Source organism: Saccharopolyspora kobensis (genome assembly GCF_900108315.1).
GTDB lineage: Bacteria > Actinomycetota > Actinomycetes > Mycobacteriales > Pseudonocardiaceae > Saccharopolyspora > Saccharopolyspora kobensis.
Genome location: NZ_FNVB01000003.1, coordinates 318,059 through 337,764, shown reverse-complemented (window position 1 = coordinate 337,764; position 19,706 = coordinate 318,059). Strand labels below are relative to the sequence as shown.

Sequence of the window (19,706 nt, the reverse complement as noted above, 5' to 3'; positions counted from 1 at the left end):
TCGACCGCTTCGCGCGGGTGACCAGGCCCGCTGGGAAGTCGTCCGGGGGCCTCACCTCCTCGTGCTCGCTGCCGGCGGTCAGGGCCGCTCGGCCACCACGTTGCGCAACGTGCCGATACCTGAGATCTCGACCTCGACGTCGTCTCCGGGCGCCATCGGTCCCACCCCGGCGGGACTGCCGGTGAGCAGCACGTCGCCGGGTTCGAGGGTGATCCAGCGGGTGACGAACGCCAGCAGCTCACCGATCCCGAACACCATGTCCGCCACCGATCCCCGCTGGACGACCTCCCCGCGCCGCCGGGTGGTGATCCGCATCGCCGGCGGATCGGGCGGCTCCGTCTCGATCCAGGGGCCCAGCGGGCAGAACGTGTCCGCGCTCTTGGCCCGGGTCCACTGCCCGTCGGCCCGCCAGTCGTGCGCGGTGACGTCGTTCGCGCAGGTGTAGCCGAGCACGAAGTCCGCGGCCCGGTCGGCTCGGACACCACGAGCGGTGCGGCCGACGACCACGGCCAGCTCGCCCTCGTACTCCAGGCGCCGCACCTCGACCGGCCGGAGGATTTCGGCGCCCGGGCCGACGATCGCGTTGGGAGCCTTGAGGAACAGCGACGGCCGGTCGGGCCAGGGCCTGCCCTTCTCGGCGATCTGGTCGGCGTAGTTGCTGCCCGCGCAGACGATCACGCGCGGCTCGCACGGCGCGAGCAGCTGAACGTCGCCCAGCGTCCCGGCGACTCGTCCCGGGACGCCGTCGGAGAGCTCGTGCACCAGCTCCCCGACGACAGCACCGCGGCGGGTCTGCCCGCCGAGGCGGTAGCGGACCAATCGCATCACGCCTCCGGTCCGGCCAGCGCCTCGCGCACGAGTTCCACCGGGTGCCAGGCGGTGCGGCCCGCGCCGTGGAAGATCTGCTGGCGGCACGAAACCCCCGTCGCGGCCACGATCGTCTCCTCGGATTCCGCTGCCAGCGCGGGGAAGAGCCGGTCGCCGCCGACGGTCATGGAGGTGTCGTAGTGCTCCGACTCGAAGCCGAACGAGCCCGCCATCCCGCAGCAGCCCGCGTCGATCTCCACGACCTGCGCCCCCGGGATCCGGCGCAGCAGCGCCATCGTGGCCGCGGTGCCGACCTCCGCCTTCTGGTGGCAGTGGCCGTGGAAGACGATGCGCCGCCCGGCGAACCGGGAATCCGCGCGCAGCACCAGCCGCCCGGCGTCGATCGCTTCGACGAGCAGCTCCTCGACCTGCTTGACCCGGTCGGCCACCGATGCGGCACCGGGCAGCAGCGCGGTGTGCTCCTCGCGCAGCATCAGCACGCACGACGGCTCGCAGCCGACGATCGGCGAATCCGGCGTGGTGTCCCGGTGCAGCGAGGAGACCAGCGCGGCGGCCTTCTCCTCGGCGTCCTCCAGCATTCCCTTGGACATGCTCGACCGGCCGCAGCAACCGCCGCCCGCCAGCTCGACCCGCCACCCGGCCCGCTCCAGCAGCTCGATGCCCGCCCGGCCGATGTGCGGTTCGGTGTAGGTGGTGAAGGAGTCCGCGAGCCAGGTGACCGCGCCGAGCGGTCCACCGGCAGCGGGCTTCCGCCGGAACCAGCGCAGCAGGTTGTCCCGGTGGAACACCGGCAGCGGCCGGGCTGCGGTGATGCCGAGTGCGCGCTCCAGCGCGCGGCGCAGGAAGCCGATCCGGCCCGGCAGGTTCGACAGCGGCGCGGTGGCCGAGCCGAGCCGGTTGAGCGCGCGGATCGCGGCGAACGCGCGCGAGCGCAGCGGGGTTCCGTGGATCTCGTGGTGGTGCGCCAGCGCTTCGGCCTTCAGCGACGCCATGTCCACGCTCATCGGGCATTCGCTCTTGCAGGCCTTGCACATCAGGCAGAGGTCGAGGATCTCGTGCAGGCGCGCGTCGCCGAGCGCCGCGTGCGGATCCGGTTCGGACAGCGCCTTCACCAGTGCGTTGGCCCGGCCTCGGGTGGAGTGCTCCTCGCTCTTGGTCGCGATGTAGGACGGGCACATCACGCCCGCGGTCGACTTCCGGCAGGCGCCGATGTTCATGCAGCGGTCCGCCGCGCCGCGCATCCCGCCGACCACCTCGAAGTCCAGCGAGGTCCGCAGCGGCGGAGCGGGCGGGAGGGCATCGCGGTCGCGGAGGTTCTCGGTCATCGGCGGCGCGTCCACGATCTTGCCCGGGTTGAGCACGTTGCCCGGATCGAAGAGCCGCTTGACCTCCCGCATCGCCTCGTAGAGCTGGTCGCCGAAGATCTCCCGGTTGAACTCGCTGCGGGCCAGCCCGTCGCCGTGCTCGCTGGAGTTCACCCCGCCGTACTCGGCGACGAGGTCCTTGACCGCCTCCGCGACGGTGCGCATCCTGTCGACCTCGGCCGGGTCGGTGAGGTCGACGAACGGGCGGATGTGCAGGCAGCCCACCGAGCAGTGCCCGTAGAACCCGGCCTCCATCCCGTGCTCGTCGAGGATCTGCTTGAACCGCTCGGTGTACTCGGCCAGGTGGACCGGATCCACGGCGGTGTCCTCGACGAAGGCCAGCGGGCGGCGGGTGCCCTCCCCGGCGGCCATCAGCAGGCCGAGGCTGGACTTGCGGACCTTCAGCAGCGCCGCCTGCTCGGCCGGGGTGACCGCGCGCAGCGTGTGGTACCCGTGCCCGCTGCGCTGCCACTGCCGGTCGAGCTGGTCGAGCTTGGCGATCAGCTGCGCCTCGTCGTCGCCGGTGAAGGACACGAACAGCAGCGCGCCCGGGTCGCCGACGAGCACGTTGCCCAGCTCGGCGAACTCGATCTTCTGCCGGGACAGCTCCAGGATGGTGCGGTCCATCAGCTCGACCTGGTGCGGATCGCAGGCCAGCGCGTCGGTGGTGGCCGAGATGGCGCTCGCCGCGTCGGTGAAGTGGCCCACGGCGTAGACCGTCCGCGCGGGTTTGGGCACCAGGTCCACCAGCGCGCGGGTGGCGACGACCAGCGTGCCTTCCGCGCCCACCACGAACTTCGCGAGGTCGAACGGTTCGCCCAGCCGGTCCAGCCGGTACCCGCAGGCGCGGCGCCAGAACGCGGGCATCCGCTCCTCGATGACCGCCGCGTTGGCCCCGGCCAGCTCCGGCAGCTCCCGGTAGATCCGCCCTTCGAGGGTGTCGGCCGCCGCCCGGCGCTGCCGCTCGGCTTCGCCGACGGGCTCGAACCGGGTGCGCGAGCCGTCGGCGAGCACCACGTCCAGGGCCCGCACGTGATCGATCGTCATGCCGTAGGTCAGCGAACCACTGCCCGCGGAGTTGTTCCCGATCATGCCGCCGATGGTGGCCCGGTTGCTGGTGGAGGTGTCCGGGCCGAACATCAGCCCGTGCTCGGCGGCGGCCTGGTTGAGCTGGTCCTGCACCACGCCGACCTCGACCAGCGCGGTGCGCGCGACCGGGTCGATCTCCAGGATGCGGTTGAGGTGGCGGGAGGTGTCGAGCACCAGCCCGGGCCCGACGGTCTGGCCGACCAGGCTGGTGCCTGCGCCGCGCGGCACGATCGGCACGCCCAGCCCGGCGGCGATCCGCACCGCCGCGGCGACATCGCCTTCGTGGCGCGGGAAGGCGACGCCCAGCGGCGTGATCGAGTACATGCTGGCGTCGCGGGAGAAGAGGTGGCGGGTGTAGTCGTCGAAGGCGACCTCGCCGTCGAGCGCCTCGCGGAGCTCGCGCTCCAGTCGTGCGCCGAGGGTCTGCTGGGTGGTGGAGGCGGTCATCTCGGAACCCTTCCGTCCGGTTTCAGCGGTCAGGCGCGCAGCACCTCTAGCGCGGCTCGGATCCCGTCGGGATCGATGGGAATCCCGGCGAGTTGGAGTCCCATTTGGACGCCGGAGAGGGTTCCGGCCAGCGTGAGGTCGTTGAAGTCGCCGAGGTGGCCGATGCGGAACACCCGCTCGCTGACCTTGCCCAGCCCGGCCCCCAGCGACATGTCGAAGCGATCCAGGATGATCCGGCGGACCTCGTTCGCGTCGTGCTCCTCGCCCAGCAGCACGGCGGTCAGCGCGCTGGAGTGCTCGCGCTCGTCGGCGCACAGCACCTCCAAGCCCCAGCCCCGCACGGCAGCCCTGGTCGCCGCCGCGTGCCGGTCGTGCCGGGCGAAGACGGCGGGCAGCCCCTCGGATTCGAGCAGCACCAACGCTTCTCGCAGGCCGTAGAGCAGGTTGGTGGGCGGCGTGTAGGGGTAGTACCCGCGCTCGTTGGCTTCGAGGAACGGCGCCCAGTTCCAGTACGACTTCGGCAGCCGCGCTCCTTCGGCGGCGGTGAGCGCCTTCTCGCTGATCGCGTTGAAACCCAGGCCCGGCGGCAGCATCAGGCCCTTCTGCGAGCAGCTGACCGTGACGTCCACGCCCCACTCGTCGTGCCGGTAGTCGATGGAGCCCAGCGAGGAGATGGTGTCCACCAGCAGCAGCGCGGGATGCTCCGCCCGGTCGATGGCCGCCCGGATCTCCGGCACCCGGCTGGTGACGCCGGTGGAGGTCTCGTTGTGCACCACCATCACGGCGGCGATGCGGTGGTGGGTGTCGGCGGCCAGCCGCTCGGCGACCACCGCCGGGTCGACGCCGTGCCGCCAGTCGCCGGGCACGAAGTCCACGACCAGCCCGAGGCCCTCGGCCATGTCGCGCCACAGCGTGGCGAAGTGGCCGGTCTCGAAGGCGAGCACGTGATCGCCGGGGGAGAGGGTGTTGACCAGCGCCGCTTCCCAGGCCCCGGTGCCCGAGGACGGGTAGATCACGACGGGGCCGCTGGTGCCGAACACCGGCTTGACCCGGCGCAGGACGTCGAGCGCGAGTTCGGCGAAGTCCGGCCCTCGGTGGTCGATGGTGGGTTGCGCGATGGCGCGCAGGATCCGGTCGGGAACGTTGGTCGGTCCGGGGATCTGCAGAAAGTGCCGTCCGGCGGTCATCGCACACCCTTCTGTCCAGTGCTGCTGTGCCGTGTGGTGGTACGCTGTGCCGATTTGGAGCGCCGCGAGGCTAGGCAGCCGGATGAACGGAGTCAAGGCAGTGCGCAACGTCCTGAACACGCTGCGGGTGCTGGAAGAGGTCGCCGCGCGGCAGCCGATCGGCGTCGGCGAACTGGCCCGAGCGCTGGACATGCCGAAGAGCACGGCGCAGCGCGCCCTGCTCGCGCTCGGCGAAGCGGGCTGGATCCGCCCGGCGGAGGGCGAGGTCAAGCGGTGGGCGCTGACCACCAAGGCGCTCTCGATCGGCGGCCGGGCCAGCGGTGACCTCGGACTGCGCGACGCGGCCCGCCCGATCATGGAGGATCTGCGGCGGCGCACCGAGGAGACGATCCACCTGACCGTCCCGGAGGAGGACAAGGTGGTCCTGATCGAGCGGCTGGAGACGGCCAAGCCGCTGCGCATCAGTATGTCGCTGGGGCACGCGCTGCCGCTGCACGCCTCGGCCAACGGCAAGGCGGTCCTCGCGCACAGCGGCGCCGAGGTGCTCAAACGCCTTGCCGCCGACGAACTCCCGCGCTACACCGAGCAGACGATCACCGACCCGGACCAGATGCTCGCCGAGCTGGACCGGATCCGCCGACGCGGTTTCGCGGTCAACCACGGCGAGTGGCGCACCGACGTCGGCTCGGTCGCGGCCGCGGTGGTCGCCGAACCCGGACGCCCGGTCGCCGGCCTCAGCGTCAACATCCCGATGAGTCGGCTGACCGAGGAAGCGGAAGCGGGTTTCGGCCGAGCGGTCGCAGAAGCCGCGAACCTCCTCGCCGCCCGCCTCGGCTACGAACCGAAGTAGTCGCCGGGCGCGATCCGGATCGCGGGCCGCTCAGGACGACTGCTGGTCGGTCGCCCAGGCCACGTGACCGTCCGGTCGGATCAGCGCCGCGCGGACCGGCGCCCAGTCGGCACGGGGTTCGGCGAGCTCGTCCCGCCGGTCGGTGAAGTCGAGCCGCACGTGGCGGCCGGGCCGCAGCCGGTCGAACAGGCACGTGCCGTCGCCGAACCGCAGGTTCGGGGCGCGCACCCCGGTCAGCGGATGCGCGGCCGGATCCGCGGGCGGGTAGCGCACCGCCAGGCCGGAGAGCCGTTCGGCCAGGGCGCGGGAGAAGTCCGGTCGCTCGGCGATCAGCTTCGACAGCAGCGTGCGCAACTGCTGGCCGTCCGGGGAGAACGCGGCGAACAGCGCGTTCTGCGCCTGCGTGCTCTCCAGCAGCTCGACGCCGACCGGGTGCCGCTCGTCGTGGTAGCTGTCCAGCAGGTCGTCGGGTTCCGCGCCCGAGGCCACGGCGGCGAGCTTCCAGCCGAGGTTCATCGCGTCCTGCACCCCGACGTTGAGGCCGACGCCACCGGCGGGCATGTGCTGGTGCGCGGCATCCCCGGCCAGCAGCACCCGGCCCAAGCGGTAGCGCTCCGCCTGCCTGCTGGCGTTGCCGAACCGGGACAGCCAGGCGGGCGAGTGCATCCCGTGGTCGGTGCCGGTGATCGCGGTGACCTTGGCCCGCACTTCGTCGAGGGTCGGCTCGCCGGGCCAGTCGGTCCGCAGATCGTCCGGGGTTTGCCCGACGACCCGGTGCAGTCCGCCGGGCAGCGGCACGATCATCAACCCGCCGCGCTCGGTGGCCACGCTGGTGACGCTGCCCGCCGGTGGCGCGTCGAGCACCACGTCCGCCAGCCAGCCGAGCATGGTGTGGGCGGTGCCGGGGAAGTCGATGCCCGCCGACCGCCGCACGGTGCTGCGGGTGCCGTCGCAGCCGACCACGTACCCGGCTTCGAGCGCGTAAGGGCCGTCCGGGCCCTCGGCCTCCACCGTGACGGAGTCGCCGTTGTCGATGACCTCCGTGACCCGGTGCCCGCGCAGGACCGCGGCGCCCGCGGCCCGCGCGTGCTGCTCGAGCAGCTCCTCGGTGCGGGCCTGCGGGATGGCGAGGGTGTACTGGAAATCCGTGTCGAGCAAACGGAAGTCGAGCCGGTTGTCGAGCATCCCGAAGTGCCCGCTGGGAATGCGGACGCCTTCGGCCAGGAACTGCTCGTGCAGTCCGCGCGAGGCGAGCAGCTCGATGGTGCGCGGGTGGATGGTGAGCGCCCGGGAGCGCTGATCGGGTGCCGGTCGCGGTTCGAGCACGGTGACGGCGACTCCGGCCAGCCGCAGTTCCGCGGCGAGCCGGAGCCCGACCGGCCCGGCTCCGGCGATGACGACCTCGTCCATGAGTCCTCCTCTTGGTCAGTGACCAACACTACCGCCAGAGTTGGTCAGTGAACAAGAGAGGGTTGCGTGCTGAACAAGAGGTCGGTGGTCGTCCGACCGCTCCGGGCGACCGTCCGGTTAGGATCGCGGGATGAGCGAGCGGCAGCGCGAGATCGCCCGGGCGGCGCTGGAACTGCTGGAGGACAGGGGCGCGGAGGCGGTGAGCCTGCGCGCGGTCGCCGATCGCCTCGGCGTGCGGCTCAACACGGTGTCGTGGCACGTCGGCTCGAAGGCCGGGCTGCAGGATTTGATGGCCGACGAGATCGTCGGCGAGGTGTCGCTGAAGCGGCTGCCCAAGGAGTGGGAGCCGCGCGTGCGCGAACTGGTCCGCCGCTACCGCGCGGCGCTGCTGCGGCACCGGGACGGAGCCGCCGTCGTCGCGGGCACGTTCGTGGCCAAGCAGAACACCCTCGGGCTGTCCGACGCGCTGGTCGCGGCGCTGCTCGACTCGGGCTGCGGCGACGCCGACGCGGCGTGGACGGCGTGGACGCTCGTGTACTTCACGCTCGGCCTGGTCGCCGAGGAGCAGAGCGCCCCGGACAGCGATGGCGGGCTCGCCGCCGCGGTCACCGCGGGCGCCTTCCCGGCGCTCGCGCGCACCGTCGCGCACATCGGCGGCGCCAACTTCGTCGAGCGGCACCACTTCGGCCTGGACCTGATCCTCGCCGGGCTGCGCGCCCGGATCCGGTGATTGCACCGCACCGTCGCGTGAAGATCGGCGGGTGCGCTGCTCGCGGCCAGCGGAAGCTCAGTGCGTTCGGGCCGAACGAGGTTCAGCCTCGGCTGGAAGGGAAGGTCGATCATGGCTCCGTTGACGACATGGCTCCGCGCGCTCCCGGTGGTTCCCATGCTCCTCGCGGCGACCGCGGGTGTTGCGGCCGCGCAGCAGGGCGAGGTCGAGATCCGCACGTTCGCCGGCAAGTGCGCGGACGTGAGCGCCAGCAGCACGGCCGACGACGTGGCGCTCATCCAGTACAGCTGCAACGACCAGCCCAACCAGCGGTTCGACATCGTCCAGGTGGGGCCCGACCTGGTGGAGATCCGGACCTTCGCGGGCAAGTGCCTGGACGTCCGCGGCGCATCGAGCGCCGATCTCGCGCCGATCGTGCAGTTCTCCTGCAACGGGCAGGACAACCAGGCGTTCAGGATCGCCGGCGTCGGCTCCGGACTGGTGGAGATCCGCACCGTCTCCGGCAAGTGCCTCGACGTGCGAGGTGCGGCCCCGGCCGATCTGACGCCGATCGTGCAGTTCTCCTGCAACGGCCAGGACAACCAGCTCTTCCGCATCGTCTGACGGTGTTCGTGCAGGTCATGGACCCGCAATCGGCTTGTTCCGGACGGCGTGGGCGCGGCCGGTGTGCCACAGTGGCGAAGTGCGCGCGCCCGCGCGGCCGTCGCGGTGGCTGGTGGTGCTGGGGCTCGCGGTCCTCGCGGTGGCCGCCACGGCCGTGTTCCTGATCTGGTCGAACCCGGCCGCCAGGTTCGCCGACGACCTGGCGGCCGTGGTCAGCGCGATCGTCGCGACCGCCACCTACGCCTGGACCGGCTGGTCGCGCACCGGGCCGGAGCGGCGCTGGCGGCTGCTGATGGCCGCAGGACTCGGCGGCTGGGCCGCGGCGCACGCGGTGTGGACCTGGCACCGCGCCGCGAACGGCGAGCCGGTCGCCGTGCCCGGCGTCGCCAGCGCCCTGTACCTGGTGCTCCCCGTCGGCGTGTTCGCCGCGCTTATGGTGATCGCCCGTGCCGACCACGCCACGCTCCGCAGCTACGAGACCACCGAGCCGCCGCGCGTGCTGCTGCTCGACGGCCTCATCGTGGCCGCCTCGATCACCGCTCTCGCCCGCGAGGTCCTCGCGCTGGGCGGCGCTCCCGAGGGTTTCGCCCCGGCCGTGCTGGTGCGGATCTCCTACACGGTCGGCGATGTCGTGCTAATCGTGCTCGCGCTGCTGATGGCCATCGGCCTGCGCTGCATGTCGCGCGCCCGGCAGGTCTGGCTGGTGCTCGGCCTGTGCGCCATCGGAGCCGGCGACTTCACCTACGCCTGCAACACGATCACCGATGCGGCAACGCCCGGCGCAGCCGAACTCGGCTACCTGGCCGGCATGCTCCTGCTGATCCCGGCGGCGCTCGCACCGGCCCAGCAACCCGTGATCCGGCGCCGCAGCATCTCGCTGGCGCTGCTGGCCGTGCCCTACGTCCCGCTGGCCGTGGTGCTGGCCATGGTGGTGATCAACGTGGCCGGCGGCAGCCCGTACCCCGACGTGATCTACGTGCTCAGCGTGATCATCGCGCTGGTCGTGCTCCGCCACATCGCCAACCTGCTGGAGCTCCACCGGTCCCACCAGCGGCTGGCCCGGGCGATCCTGCGCGACCCGCTCACCGGCGTCGCCAACCGGGTGCAGCTCGCCGACCTGTTCGACGAAGCGCTGTCGAGCCCCCGGTACGAGGAGCGCGGACTGATCTACGTCGATCTGAACGACTTCAAGGCGGTCAACGACGAGCTCGGGCACCGCGCGGGCGACGAGCTCCTGCGCATCACCGCGCACCGGTTGCGCCGCTGCGTGCGCGAGGACGACACGGTGGCGCGCATCGGCGGCGACGAGTTCGTCATCCTCCTCGTCCCGCCGCCGAAGGACCCCGAATCGCTCGTGCAGCGCCTGGCCGACGCGGTGGCGCAACCGGTCGTCCTGAGCGGGGTGAAGACGCCGGTGCGGATCACCGCGAGCCTCGGCTACCACCGCATCGCGCCTGGTCAGCACCCCAGCGACGCGCTGGCCCACGCAGACCGGGCGATGTACCGGGACAAGCGCGGCCGGGTGAACTGAGACAGCGGACGCTGCCGCCACCGGCTCGGCATCGCGGAGCCGCGATGCCCGGTGCTCGGTCCGGAACTGGTGGAGCACGACCGGGTAGTCATTCCAGAGCGCCCGTACCGACCTCACTGCGCTCGGTGTTCGGGTGCGGGTTGGTTTGGGGAATTCCGGACAAGTCGGCGGTCCGGCGGGGGTTTTCTGGGAGCATCTCGTGCCTCAAACGATCTCGTGCAGTGAGAGGTGTTCCGCTGTGAAAACCCGATTAGCCGGCGTTACCGCCGCTTTGGTCGCCGGTGCCGTTGCTTCGTTCGTCGCGCCCGTGGCGGTCGCGAACCCCGATCCGGCCGTCTCGGCGGCCGACGGCTGCTACACGTGGAACCGCACGCTCAGCTCGGGGGCCTCCGGCGATGACGTGCGGAACCTGCAGATCAGGGTGGCCGGCTACCCCGGAAGCGGCGGGAAGCTCGCGATCGACGGCCAGTACGGGCCCGCCACGAAGGACGCCGTCGCCCGGTTCCAGCAGGCGTACGGGCTCAGCGCCGACGGGATCGCGGGCGCGGAGACCTTCAACAAGATCTACGAGCTGCAGGACGACGACTGCTCGCCGGCCGACTTCGACTACTCCGAGCTCAACAGGTGCAACTCCGACTGGTCCGGGGGCAATGTCTCGGCCGCCGAGGCGAAGGCCAATGCGCTGGTGGTCATGTGGAAGCTGCAGGCCATGCGGCACGCGATGGGCGACGCGCCGATCGTGGTCAACGGCGGTTTCCGCAGCAAGTCCTGCAACGACTCGGTTGGCGGGGCGCCCAACAGCCGGCACCTCTACGGCGACGCCGCGGACCTCGGCGCGGGCTCGCAGGGCTTCTGCGCGCTCGCCCTGCAGGCGCGCGCCCACGGCTTCAGCGAGATCCTCGGCCCGGGCTACCCCGGACACGACGACCACGTGCACGTCGCGGGCGGTGGCAGCACCTGGTCCGCGCCCGACTGCGGTATGTGACCAGCAGATCGGCGCGGAACGCGCACGGGCGGTTCGGCCGGGTGCGCGCACTCGCGCCAGCGCGGTGGTTCGCGCCGGGGGCCAGCCGCTTTCGCCGCCGAGCGTCTCTTGTCGACAGCTCGAACGGCAGGGCCAGCCCCCGGCGCACCACCGAACGCGCCTGGTCGAGCACTCCGTGCGCGGTCTGGTCGCGGGTTCCCTTGCCGCGGAGATCGGGTCCGGCTCCAGTAGCGTGTGTCGCGCCGCGATGCCGTTCGACTTGTGAGGACCCGGTAGTGCCTGACCACGAGAGCTCAATGGTGCGGTTGCGCGGGGTGCGGGTGCACAACCTGCGCGACGTCGACGTCGACTTCCCGCGCGACGCGCTGGTCGCCGTCACCGGTGTCTCGGGCTCGGGCAAGTCGTCGTTGGCGTTCGGCACCGTCTACGCCGAGGCCCAGGCCCGGTACCTCGAATCGGTCGCGCCCTACGCGCGGCGGCTGATCGACCAGGCGGGCGCACCGGATGCCCGCGAGATCACGGGGTTGCCGCCCGCCGTGGCGTTCCAGCAGACCCGCGGCGTGGCGCAGACCCGTTCCACGGTGGGCACCGTGACCGCGCTGTCGAACTCGCTGCGGCTGCTGCTCTCCCGCGCAGGCACCTACCCGGAGGGCGCCGAGCGGCTCGACTCGGACTCCTTCTCGCCGAACACCCCGGCGGGCGCCTGCCCGGCCTGCCACGGCCTCGGGCGGATCCACGAGGTCAGCGAGAACTCGCTGGTGCCCGATCCCGGCCTGTCCATCCGGGAGAAGGCGATCGCCGCCTGGCCGGGCGCCTGGCAGGGCAAGAACTACCGCGACATCCTGGCCACGCTCGGCTACGACGTGGACCGGCCGTGGCGCGAGCTGCCGCAGGCCGATCGCGAGTGGATCCTGTTCACCGACGAGCAGCCCGTGGTCACCGTGCACCCCCAGCGCGAGGCGGGCCGCATCCAGCGCCCGTACCAGGGCACCTACCAGAGCGCGCGCCGCTACGTCCTGCACACGCTGGCGACCACCCAGAGCGCGGCGCTGCGCAACCGCGCGCTGCAGCACGCCGAGGTGCTGCCGTGCCCGACCTGCGGTGGTTCGAAGCTGCGCCCGGAGGCGCTCGCGGTGACCTTCGCCGGCGCCAACATCGCCGAGCTCGCCGCCCTGCCGCTCAGCGCGCTGGCGGCCGAGCTGCGCCCCGGGCAGGACGACGAGGTCGCCCGCGTGATCGTCGCCGATCTGCTGGCCCGCATCGAGGCGCTGACCGAACTCGGCCTCGGCTACCTCGCGATGGACCGCACCACTCCGACGCTCTCGGCCGGTGAGCTGCAGCGGCTGCGCCTGGCGGCGACGCTGCGCTCCACGCTCTTCGGCGTGGTCTACGTGCTCGACGAACCGTCGGCCGGGCTGCACCCCGACGACACCCGGGCGCTGCTGCGCGTGCTCGACCGGATCCGGGAGGCCGGGAACTCGCTGGTCGTCGTCGAGCACGAGCCGGAGGTGATCCGCCACGCCGACTGGCTGATCGACGTCGGCCCCGGCGCCGGCGAACACGGCGGGCGGGTGCTGCACAGCGGGCCGCTGGCCGGGCTGGCCGACGCCGCGGAATCGGTCACCCGCGCGCACCTGCTGGACCCGCCGGCCCCGGTCGCCCACCACCGCACCCCGACCGGGCGCATCGAGCTGCGCGGCGTGAGCCTGCACAACCTGGTCGAGACCGATGTGGACTTCCCGCTCGGCGTTTTCACCGCTGTCACCGGCGTTTCCGGATCGGGCAAGACGACGCTGGTCACCGGAGTCCTGGCCGCGGCCGTCCGGGACCACCTCGGTGCCGGGCGCCCGGACGAGGAGGACGAGCCGGAAGACCTGGCGGCGCGCCACGTTCGCGAGATCACCGGGCTGGAGGCGGTCAAGCGGCTGGTGGAGGTCGACCAGCGGCCGATCGGGCGCACCCCGCGGTCGAACCTGGCGACCTACACCGGCCTGTTCGACGGCGTCCGCAAGCTGTTCGCCGCCACCGACGAGGCCCGCGCGCGGAAGTACTCGGCGGGCCGGTTCTCGTTCAACGTCGACGGCGGGCGGTGCGAGACCTGCCAGGGCGAGGGCGCGGTGGCCGCCAAACTGCTGTTCCTGCCCAACAGCTACGCGCCCTGCCCGGTCTGCCGCGGCTCCCGGTACAACCCGGAAACCCTCGAGATCCACTACCGGGGCAGGTCGATCGCCGACGTGCTCGCGATGACCGTCGAGGAGGCCCGCGAGTTCTTCGCCGACGTGCCCGCCGTGGCGCGCAGCCTGGACACCCTCCGCGACGTCGGGCTGTCCTACCTCACCCTCGGCCAGCCGGCGACCGAGCTCTCCGGCGGCGAGGCCCAGCGGATCAAGCTGGCATCGGAGCTGCAGCGAACCCGCCGCGGCCGCACCCTCTTCGTCCTCGACGAACCCACCACCGGCCTGCACCCGGCCGACGTGGAGGTGCTGATGCGCCTGCTGCACGCCCTGGTCGACGCGGGCAACACGGTGGTGGTGATCGAGCACGACATGTCCGTCGCCGCGGCTGCCGACCACGTGATCGACCTCGGCCCCGGTGGCGGCGACGAGGGCGGCGCGGTGGTCGCCGCCGGAACGCCTGCGGAGGTGGCGCGCGCCGAAACCGGCCGCACCGCCCCGTACCTCCGCGAAGCGCTCGGCTGACTACAGGCGGCGCACGGCCCGGCCGATGGCAGCGATCCCGTCGTTGATCTCGGTCGCCGTCCTGGCGGCGTAGCCGACGACGAGCCCTGGTTCCTGCGCGCGCTGGCGGTGCCACGACAGCGGCTGGACCTTGACGCCCTCCTCGAGCGCGGCACCGGCGAGGTCGGTGTCGGAGAAACCCGCGTTGAACGTGATCAGCAGGTGCAGCCCGGCGGCGGCGCCGTGCACGACCGCGCCCGGAAGGTGCGCTGCGACCGCCCCGATCATGGTGTCCCGGCGGCGCCGGTGGCGCGGGCGGAGGTGGCGCAGATGGCGTTCCAGCTCGCCCGATTCCATCAGCCGCGCCAGGGCCGACTGCGGCAGCGCCGCGTTGCCCAGATCCGCGTACCGCTTCGCGGCCACGAGATCGTCCCGGTAGCGCCGGGGCGCGAGAACCCAGCCGATCCGCAGCGCCGGAGCGAGGAGCTTGGAGACGCTGCCCGCGTAGATGACCTCTTCGGAGAGCATCGAGCGGAGAGCGGGAACCGGCGGCCGGTCGTAGCGGTGCTCGGCGTCGTAGTCGTCTTCGACGATCAGACCGCCGCCGGTGGCCCACCGCATGAGTTCGCGGCGCCTCTCGCCGCTCAGCACCACGCCGGTGGGGAACTGGTGCGCGGGCGTGAGCAGCACCGCGGGAGCGTCTGAGGCGTGCAGGTCATCGATGCGCACACCGTCACCGTCGACCGTGATCGGCGGGGTTCCCACTCCCCGGCTGCGCAGGTGCTGGCGAGCTCCGAGCGATCCGGGTTCCTCGACCGCCACTTCGCGGACTCCCGAGTCGTGGAGCACCTGCGCGGTCAGGGTGAGCGCTTGGGCGGTGCCGGAGACGATGAGAACCTCGTCAGGATCCACCGAGATTCCGCGGGCGCGAGCCACCCAGGTGGCCACCGCCGCGCGCAGGGCCGGTGTGCCGCGTGGATCTCCGTAGCCGAAGCCGGACGCCGCCAGTTCGGCGAGCGCGGCGCGTTCCGCGCGCAACCAGGCCGCTCGGGGGAAGGCCGCCAGGTCGGGCGTGCCGGGGGAGAGGTCGATCCGGGCCGGTACCGCCCGCAGGGAATCGAAGACGTCGGCACCGGGTGCGGTGGTGAACAACTCGGTCGCCGAAGGGGTTTCGCCGCGAGCCGGTGGCCGGGAGGCCGTCGCGGGAGCGGCGACGACGACAGTCCCGTTGCGCCCGCGACCGTCGACGTGACCGTCTTCGCCCAGCCGCCGGTACGCCTCGGTGACGACGCCGCGGGAGACGCGCAGTTCCGCGGCCAGCGTCCGGGTGGCGGGCAGCCTGCTGCCCACCGGCAACCGGCCGTCGGCGATGGCGAGCCGGAGCCGGTGGGCCAGCCAGTCGGACAGCCCGCCCGCCGGTGCGTCCTCGGCGTGCAGCTGCAGGAAGTCGGCGCCCGGCGTTTTGGACCTGTCGAACGAGCTGTCATTGGACCTGGGCACCGGACCATTGTGGCGCGAAGGTGGGGTGCGGGCGGGAGCGGTCCCGCGAGGAAGGCGAAGGAAGAGCGATGACGATCGACTACGTGCACGGCTACTCGGAGTTGGAGGCCCGCCGGCTGGGCGACCAGGCCAACGCGTTGGCAGCGCTGCTGCACGAGGGCACCTCGTACCCCGCCGGTAGCAAGGTGCTGGAGGTCGGCTGCGGGATCGGTGCGCAGACCGTGCACCTGGTGGCGAGCAGTCCGGGCGCCCGAATCGTCGCAGTCGACGTCAACGACGCGTCCCTGGCGCAAGCCCGTGCCCGCGTGGCTGCGACCGCACCCGATGCGCAGGTGGAGTGGTGCCGCGCCGATCTGTTCGACCTGCCCTTTCCCGAGGCATCGTTCGACCACCTCTTCGTCTGCTTCGTCCTGGAGCACCTGCGCGATCCCCAGCGGGCACTGGTGGAACTGCGTCGCCTCCTGCGGCCCGGGGGCACCATCACCGCGATCGAGGGCGACCACGGGTCGGCGCTGTTCCACCCCGACAGCGCCGCCGCCCGCGCCGCGATCAACTGCCAGGTTCAACTGCAGTCCACCGCCGGCGGCGACGCACTCATCGGCCGGAAGCTGCAGCCTCTGCTGGCAAATGCCGGATACGGCGGCATCACCGTCCAGGCGCGACCGGTCTACGCGGATCAGAGCCTGCCGGAGCTGGTCGAGGACTTCACCCGCAACACCTTCATCGCCATGATCGAATCCATCGGGGACGACGCGCTGGCCGCCGGGCTCACCACCCCGGACCACTGGCGCCGGGGCATGGCCGACCTGCACCGGACGACCGAGCCGGGCGGGACCTTCCACTACACGTTCTTCAAAGCGATGGCTGCGAACCCGCCGGGGTTCCGAGGTTCCAGTGCGCTGAGTTGTTGATTCGTCGGCAGTGTGCGGCGAGGACGCCGCGGATCTGGTCGGCGGTAGGCAAGGCCTCGGGTCGGCAGCTCAGGACCTAGCTCCGGGCGTGCAACGCCTGCGAGAGCGCGTTCATGCTGATGTCGACTACCGCGCGGAGCTGTTCCTGACTCGCCCCGGCCCTGCTCATCACGGCCAGCGACTGGTTGACCGCCGCGATGTGGACGGCCAGGTCGTCGGCGTCGCCGTCGGCCAGCTTCGCGGCGTTCAAGGCGGCCCGCAGCCGCGCGCGCTGGAAGCCCAGAGCTTCGATCGCGCGCGCGGCGATCTTGGAGCTCAGCACCGGTATCGCCATCGCGGTTTGGGCGATCAGGCATCCGTCCGGCAGGTCGGGGTCGGCGATGCGCTCCAGCGTGACTTCGAAGAACTCCCGCATCGCCCGCAGCGGCTCTTCGGATGCGCTTGAGAGGGCCCGGTCGTACCTGTCCCCGTAGCGCGCGGCGTAGCGGTCCAGGCAGCGCAGGTAGAGCGAATCCTTGTCGCCGAGCGAGGAGTAGATGGAACTGCGGTTCAACCCGGTCGCCCTGGAGAGGTCGTCGAGAGATGTGTCGGCGTACCCGGCTCGCCAGAACTGGACCATCGCCGCATCGAGCGCGGTGTCCACGTCGAACTGCTTCTTTCCGGCCATCGAGCACGCACCTCGTTCTGGAGTCAAGCCGTTGTGCTGCGCTCATCATATCTTGAACTGATCGGTTCAAGATGCGCTAGGGTTGAGACATGACCGACGCTGCAACCGCCGCGAACCGCTCTTGCGACCAGAACTCGATCTCCGGGTTGCCGCTGCACGATCTCGCGGGATTCACCCACCGCTGGGTCGACGCGGAAGGCATCCGGCTTCATGCCGTGGAAGGCGGGCGGCCGGCCGGTCCGGTCGTCGTCCTGCTCGCCGGATTCCCGCAGACCTGGTGGGCTTGGCGCAAAGCGATGCCGGGCCTTGCCGAGCGATTCCGCGTGATCGCACTCGACCTGCCGGGACAAGGCCACTCCGACCGCCCTCGTGGCAGCTACGACACGCACACCGTCGCTTCGCGCGTCCAGGCTGCGGTGGCCGCGCTCAACGTGACGAAGTACTGGCTCGTCGCCCACGACGTCGGGGCCTGGGTCGCCTTCTCGCTGGCCCTGAAGTACGAAGATCGCCTGCACGGTGTCGCTCTCCTCGACGCAGGCATTCCCGGAATCACCCTCCCGGACGCCATCCCAACGGATCCCGACCAGGCCTGGAAGACCTGGCACTTCGCGTTCCACCTCGTGCCCGATCTTCCCGAGGCGCTGCTCGCTGGTCGCGAGCGTGCCTACGTCGACTGGTTCTTGAAGGCCAAGGCACTGTCGCCGAACACGTTCGGCAGCGCTGAGATCGACCACTACGCTGCCGCTGTCGCGGTCGAAGGCGGTCTCCGGGCGTCCCTCGCCTACTACCGCGATGCTGCGGAATCGGCGCGCAAGAATCATGACGCTCTGGGACGACAGCACGTGACCGTCCCGGTCCTGGGCATCTCCAGCTCCCATGGCTCGATCCCCGACATGGCCGCTTCCATCAGCCCCTGGGCGGACAACGCGACAGGCGTCGTCATCCCACGTGCCGGACACTTCATCCCCGACGAGCAGCCCGACGCGGTCGTGGACGCGTTGACCGCGTTCATCGATCGCGAAAGTGCGGTCGGACCACCCGCGGTGCGCGGCTGATCACAGTCCGCACGGCTGCGCGACGCGGAGCAATCGCTTCCCGCCACGGGGTGATCGGTGCGCCGAATCGCCGTACGCGTTCGCGCCGAGCGCCGTCTTGCCCACCACCGCAGCGCAGGTGATCGTTGGTGGCAGCTGCTGCGACGCGGGAACGGTGATCACGATGAACGGTGCCCGGGAGATCGGCCGGGCCGGCTTCCTCCGGCTGGTAGGGCTCGGAATCGCCGCGGTCGGCGCGGGCTCGGCCCTACCGGCGCGGGAAGCCGCCGCTGCAGCTCCGCGCGCGCTCTCGGTCTACAGCGGGAACTTCAGCCCGGCCATCGAGCTGGCCGAGCTGGACCTCGCCAGCGGGACGCTGACCGGCACCGGATCGGTGTCCGGTGTGGACAGCCCGGCGTTCCTGATCGGCAACGCGGACGGCACCCGGGTGTACGCGGTCAACGACATCGACGAGGGCAGGGTGACGGCGCTGTCGGTCGGTCCGGACGGCGGGCTGACCGTGCTGGGCAGCCAGCCCTCCCACGCCGTGATGCCCACGCACCTGGCGATCCATCCCGGCGGGGAGCACCTGATCGTGGCCAACTACGGCAGCGGCAGCACCGCGGTCTTCCCGATCCTGCCCGACGGCCGGCTCGGCCCGCAGACCGATCTGGTGCAGTACGAGGGCAGCGGCCCGGTGCCCGGCCGCCAGGAGGGCCCGCACGCGCACATGGTCGTCATCACGCCGGACGGGCGCTACGTGCTGGTGCCCGACCTCGGCACCGACACCGTCCACGTGCACAGCCTGGACACCGGCACCGGAAAGCTCGAAACCCTCGGTGCAACGCGGTTGGCGCCCGGCTCGGGGCCTCGGCACCTCGTCTTCCACCCGGACGCCCCGTTCCTCTACGTGGCGGACGAACTCGACTCCACCGTGACGGTCTGCGCCTACGACGCCGACCGCGCGGCGATCACGCCCGGCCAGGTGATCTCCACCGTTCCGCCGGGTGCGCCGGTCAACTTCCCCGCCGAGATCCTGATCTCGGCCGACGGCCGGTTCGTCTACGTGTCGAACCGGGGGCACGACAGCATCGCCCGGTTCGCCGTGGAAGCGGGCGGGCAGCGGCTGCGCCTGCTGGACACCGTGCCCTGCGGTGGTCGGTGGCCCCGGCACATCGCCATCACGCCGGACGGCCGGTGGATGCACGCGAGCAACCAGTACTCGAACACGATCACGGCGTTCCGGGTGGACGCGGAGAGCGGCGCGCTCTCCCCGGTGGGCGAACCGTTCCCGACGCCGAGCCCGGTCTGCCTCCTCCACGGCGGAGTCCGCTAGCGGCCGGTGCGCCGACCACGACCGCCCCGGCTCTCCGCCCAGGCGCGCGCGGGACTGCGGTCACCTCGGCAGGCGTGGCGATTTCGCGCGAAGTCGGCGGACTTCAGTCCAGGCAGAACTCGTTGCCCTCGACGTCCTGCATCACGATGCACGACTCGTTCTCCTCATCGGCGGCCAGCAGCCGCACGCGGGTCGCGCCGAGCGCCACCAGCCGTGCGCACTCGGCTTCGAGCACGGCGAGGCGCTCCTCGCCCACGAGCCCGATGCCCGCCCGCACGTCGACGTGCACCCGGTTCTTGACGACCTTGCCCTCGGGCACCCGCTGGAAGTACAGCCGCGGGCCCGCGCCCGTGGGATCCGAGCAGGCGAACCACGAATCCCGTTCCTCGGGCGGGAGCGAGAGGTTGTACTCGTCCCAGGTGGCGAACCCCTCCGGCGGCGGAGGCGCCACGTACCCCAGCACCTCGCACCAGAACCGGGCGACCCGCTCGGGTTCCGCGCAGTCGAACGTGATCTGGACCTGCTTCACCGACGCCATCAGCCCACCATAGTGCCC

General features: G+C 71.7%; 16 protein-coding genes. 9 read left to right on the top strand and 7 right to left on the bottom strand.

All coding sequences use genetic code 11. The features are described from left to right. Window positions 1-78 precede the first annotated feature (78 nt). Genes C4T78_RS10100 through C4T78_RS10090 form a run of 3 tightly spaced genes read right to left on the bottom strand, consistent with a single transcriptional unit; the run spans window position 79 to window position 4,915 of the window. Window positions 79-825 (bottom strand): fumarylacetoacetate hydrolase family protein, encoded by a 747-nt coding sequence (locus C4T78_RS10100; protein WP_093355508.1) that lies wholly within the window; start codon window positions 823-825, stop codon window positions 79-81. Next, window positions 825-3,728 (bottom strand): FAD-binding and (Fe-S)-binding domain-containing protein, encoded by a 2,904-nt coding sequence (locus C4T78_RS10095; RefSeq protein ID WP_093355505.1) that lies wholly within the window; start codon window positions 3,726-3,728, stop codon window positions 825-827. The genes C4T78_RS10100 and C4T78_RS10095 overlap by 1 nt, the downstream gene beginning before the upstream one ends. 29 nt (window positions 3,729-3,757) lie before the next feature. Continuing rightward, on the bottom strand, window positions 3,758-4,915 hold the full coding sequence (locus C4T78_RS10090; protein WP_093355503.1) for a pyridoxal-phosphate-dependent aminotransferase family protein: 1,158 nt from the start codon (window positions 4,913-4,915) through the stop codon (window positions 3,758-3,760). 82 nt (window positions 4,916-4,997) lie between these two features. Between C4T78_RS10090 and C4T78_RS10085 the strand changes: the two genes are divergently transcribed. Next, a complete protein-coding gene (locus tag C4T78_RS10085; RefSeq protein ID WP_218161648.1) occupies window positions 4,998-5,765 on the top strand; it encodes an IclR family transcriptional regulator in 768 nt (255 codons plus the stop codon). A 30-nt stretch (window positions 5,766-5,795) separates the two neighbouring features. Here the strand turns inward: C4T78_RS10085 and C4T78_RS10080 are convergent, their stop codons facing one another. Continuing rightward, window positions 5,796-7,175 carry an FAD-dependent monooxygenase gene (locus C4T78_RS10080; protein ID WP_093355500.1) on the bottom strand — a complete coding sequence of 460 codons (1,380 nt, stop codon included), beginning with the start codon at window positions 7,173-7,175 and terminating at the stop codon, window positions 5,796-5,798. A gap of 130 nt (window positions 7,176-7,305) precedes the next feature. Between C4T78_RS10080 and C4T78_RS10075 the strand changes: the two genes are divergently transcribed. The 5 genes from C4T78_RS10075 (at window position 7,306) to uvrA (ending at window position 13,723) form a co-directional block, all read left to right on the top strand. Next, a complete protein-coding gene (locus C4T78_RS10075; protein ID WP_093355498.1) occupies window positions 7,306-7,905 on the top strand; it encodes a TetR/AcrR family transcriptional regulator C-terminal domain-containing protein in 600 nt (199 codons plus the stop codon). Between the two features lie 120 nt (window positions 7,906-8,025). Continuing rightward, complete coding sequence (locus tag C4T78_RS10070) at window positions 8,026-8,508, top strand: RICIN domain-containing protein (RefSeq protein WP_177247687.1); 483 nt, start codon at window positions 8,026-8,028, stop codon at window positions 8,506-8,508. A 79-nt stretch (window positions 8,509-8,587) separates the two neighbouring features. Continuing rightward, on the top strand, window positions 8,588-10,039 hold the full coding sequence (locus tag C4T78_RS10065) for a GGDEF domain-containing protein (protein WP_093355493.1): 1,452 nt from the start codon (window positions 8,588-8,590) through the stop codon (window positions 10,037-10,039). A 238-nt stretch (window positions 10,040-10,277) separates the two neighbouring features. Further along, entirely contained in the window at window positions 10,278-11,024 is a 747-nt protein-coding gene (locus C4T78_RS10060) for a D-Ala-D-Ala carboxypeptidase family metallohydrolase (RefSeq protein ID WP_093355491.1), read from the top strand. 275 nt (window positions 11,025-11,299) lie between these two features. Beyond that, window positions 11,300-13,723 carry an excinuclease ABC subunit UvrA gene (gene uvrA, locus C4T78_RS10055; RefSeq protein ID WP_309599269.1) on the top strand — a complete coding sequence of 808 codons (2,424 nt, stop codon included), beginning with the start codon at window positions 11,300-11,302 and terminating at the stop codon, window positions 13,721-13,723. Here the strand turns inward: uvrA and pdxR are convergent, their stop codons facing one another. Further along, a complete protein-coding gene (gene pdxR / locus C4T78_RS10050) occupies window positions 13,724-15,202 on the bottom strand; it encodes a MocR-like pyridoxine biosynthesis transcription factor PdxR (protein WP_093355485.1) in 1,479 nt (492 codons plus the stop codon). Between the two features lie 68 nt (window positions 15,203-15,270). On the opposite strand from pdxR, the gene C4T78_RS10045 reads away from it, so the two are divergent. Then, window positions 15,271-16,113 (top strand): methyltransferase domain-containing protein, encoded by an 843-nt coding sequence (locus C4T78_RS10045; protein ID WP_093355482.1) that lies wholly within the window; start codon window positions 15,271-15,273, stop codon window positions 16,111-16,113. Between the two features lie 76 nt (window positions 16,114-16,189). On the opposite strand, the gene C4T78_RS10040 is transcribed toward C4T78_RS10045, so the two are convergent. Next, complete coding sequence (locus C4T78_RS10040; RefSeq protein ID WP_093355479.1) at window positions 16,190-16,780, bottom strand: TetR/AcrR family transcriptional regulator; 591 nt, start codon at window positions 16,778-16,780, stop codon at window positions 16,190-16,192. An 89-nt stretch (window positions 16,781-16,869) separates the two neighbouring features. Here C4T78_RS10040 and C4T78_RS10035 point away from each other — a divergent pair, with 89 nt between their 5' ends. Together C4T78_RS10035 and C4T78_RS10030 are read left to right on the top strand one after the other, a co-directional pair. Then, window positions 16,870-17,835 (top strand): alpha/beta fold hydrolase, encoded by a 966-nt coding sequence (locus C4T78_RS10035; RefSeq protein ID WP_093355476.1) that lies wholly within the window; start codon window positions 16,870-16,872, stop codon window positions 17,833-17,835. A gap of 163 nt (window positions 17,836-17,998) precedes the next feature. Then, a complete protein-coding gene (locus C4T78_RS10030) occupies window positions 17,999-19,150 on the top strand; it encodes a lactonase family protein (protein ID WP_093355474.1) in 1,152 nt (383 codons plus the stop codon). 103 nt (window positions 19,151-19,253) lie between these two features. On the opposite strand, the gene C4T78_RS10025 is transcribed toward C4T78_RS10030, so the two are convergent. Beyond that, window positions 19,254-19,688, bottom strand: coding sequence for a VOC family protein (locus C4T78_RS10025; protein WP_093355471.1), 435 nt, complete (start codon window positions 19,686-19,688; stop codon window positions 19,254-19,256). Window positions 19,689-19,706 lie beyond the last annotated feature (18 nt).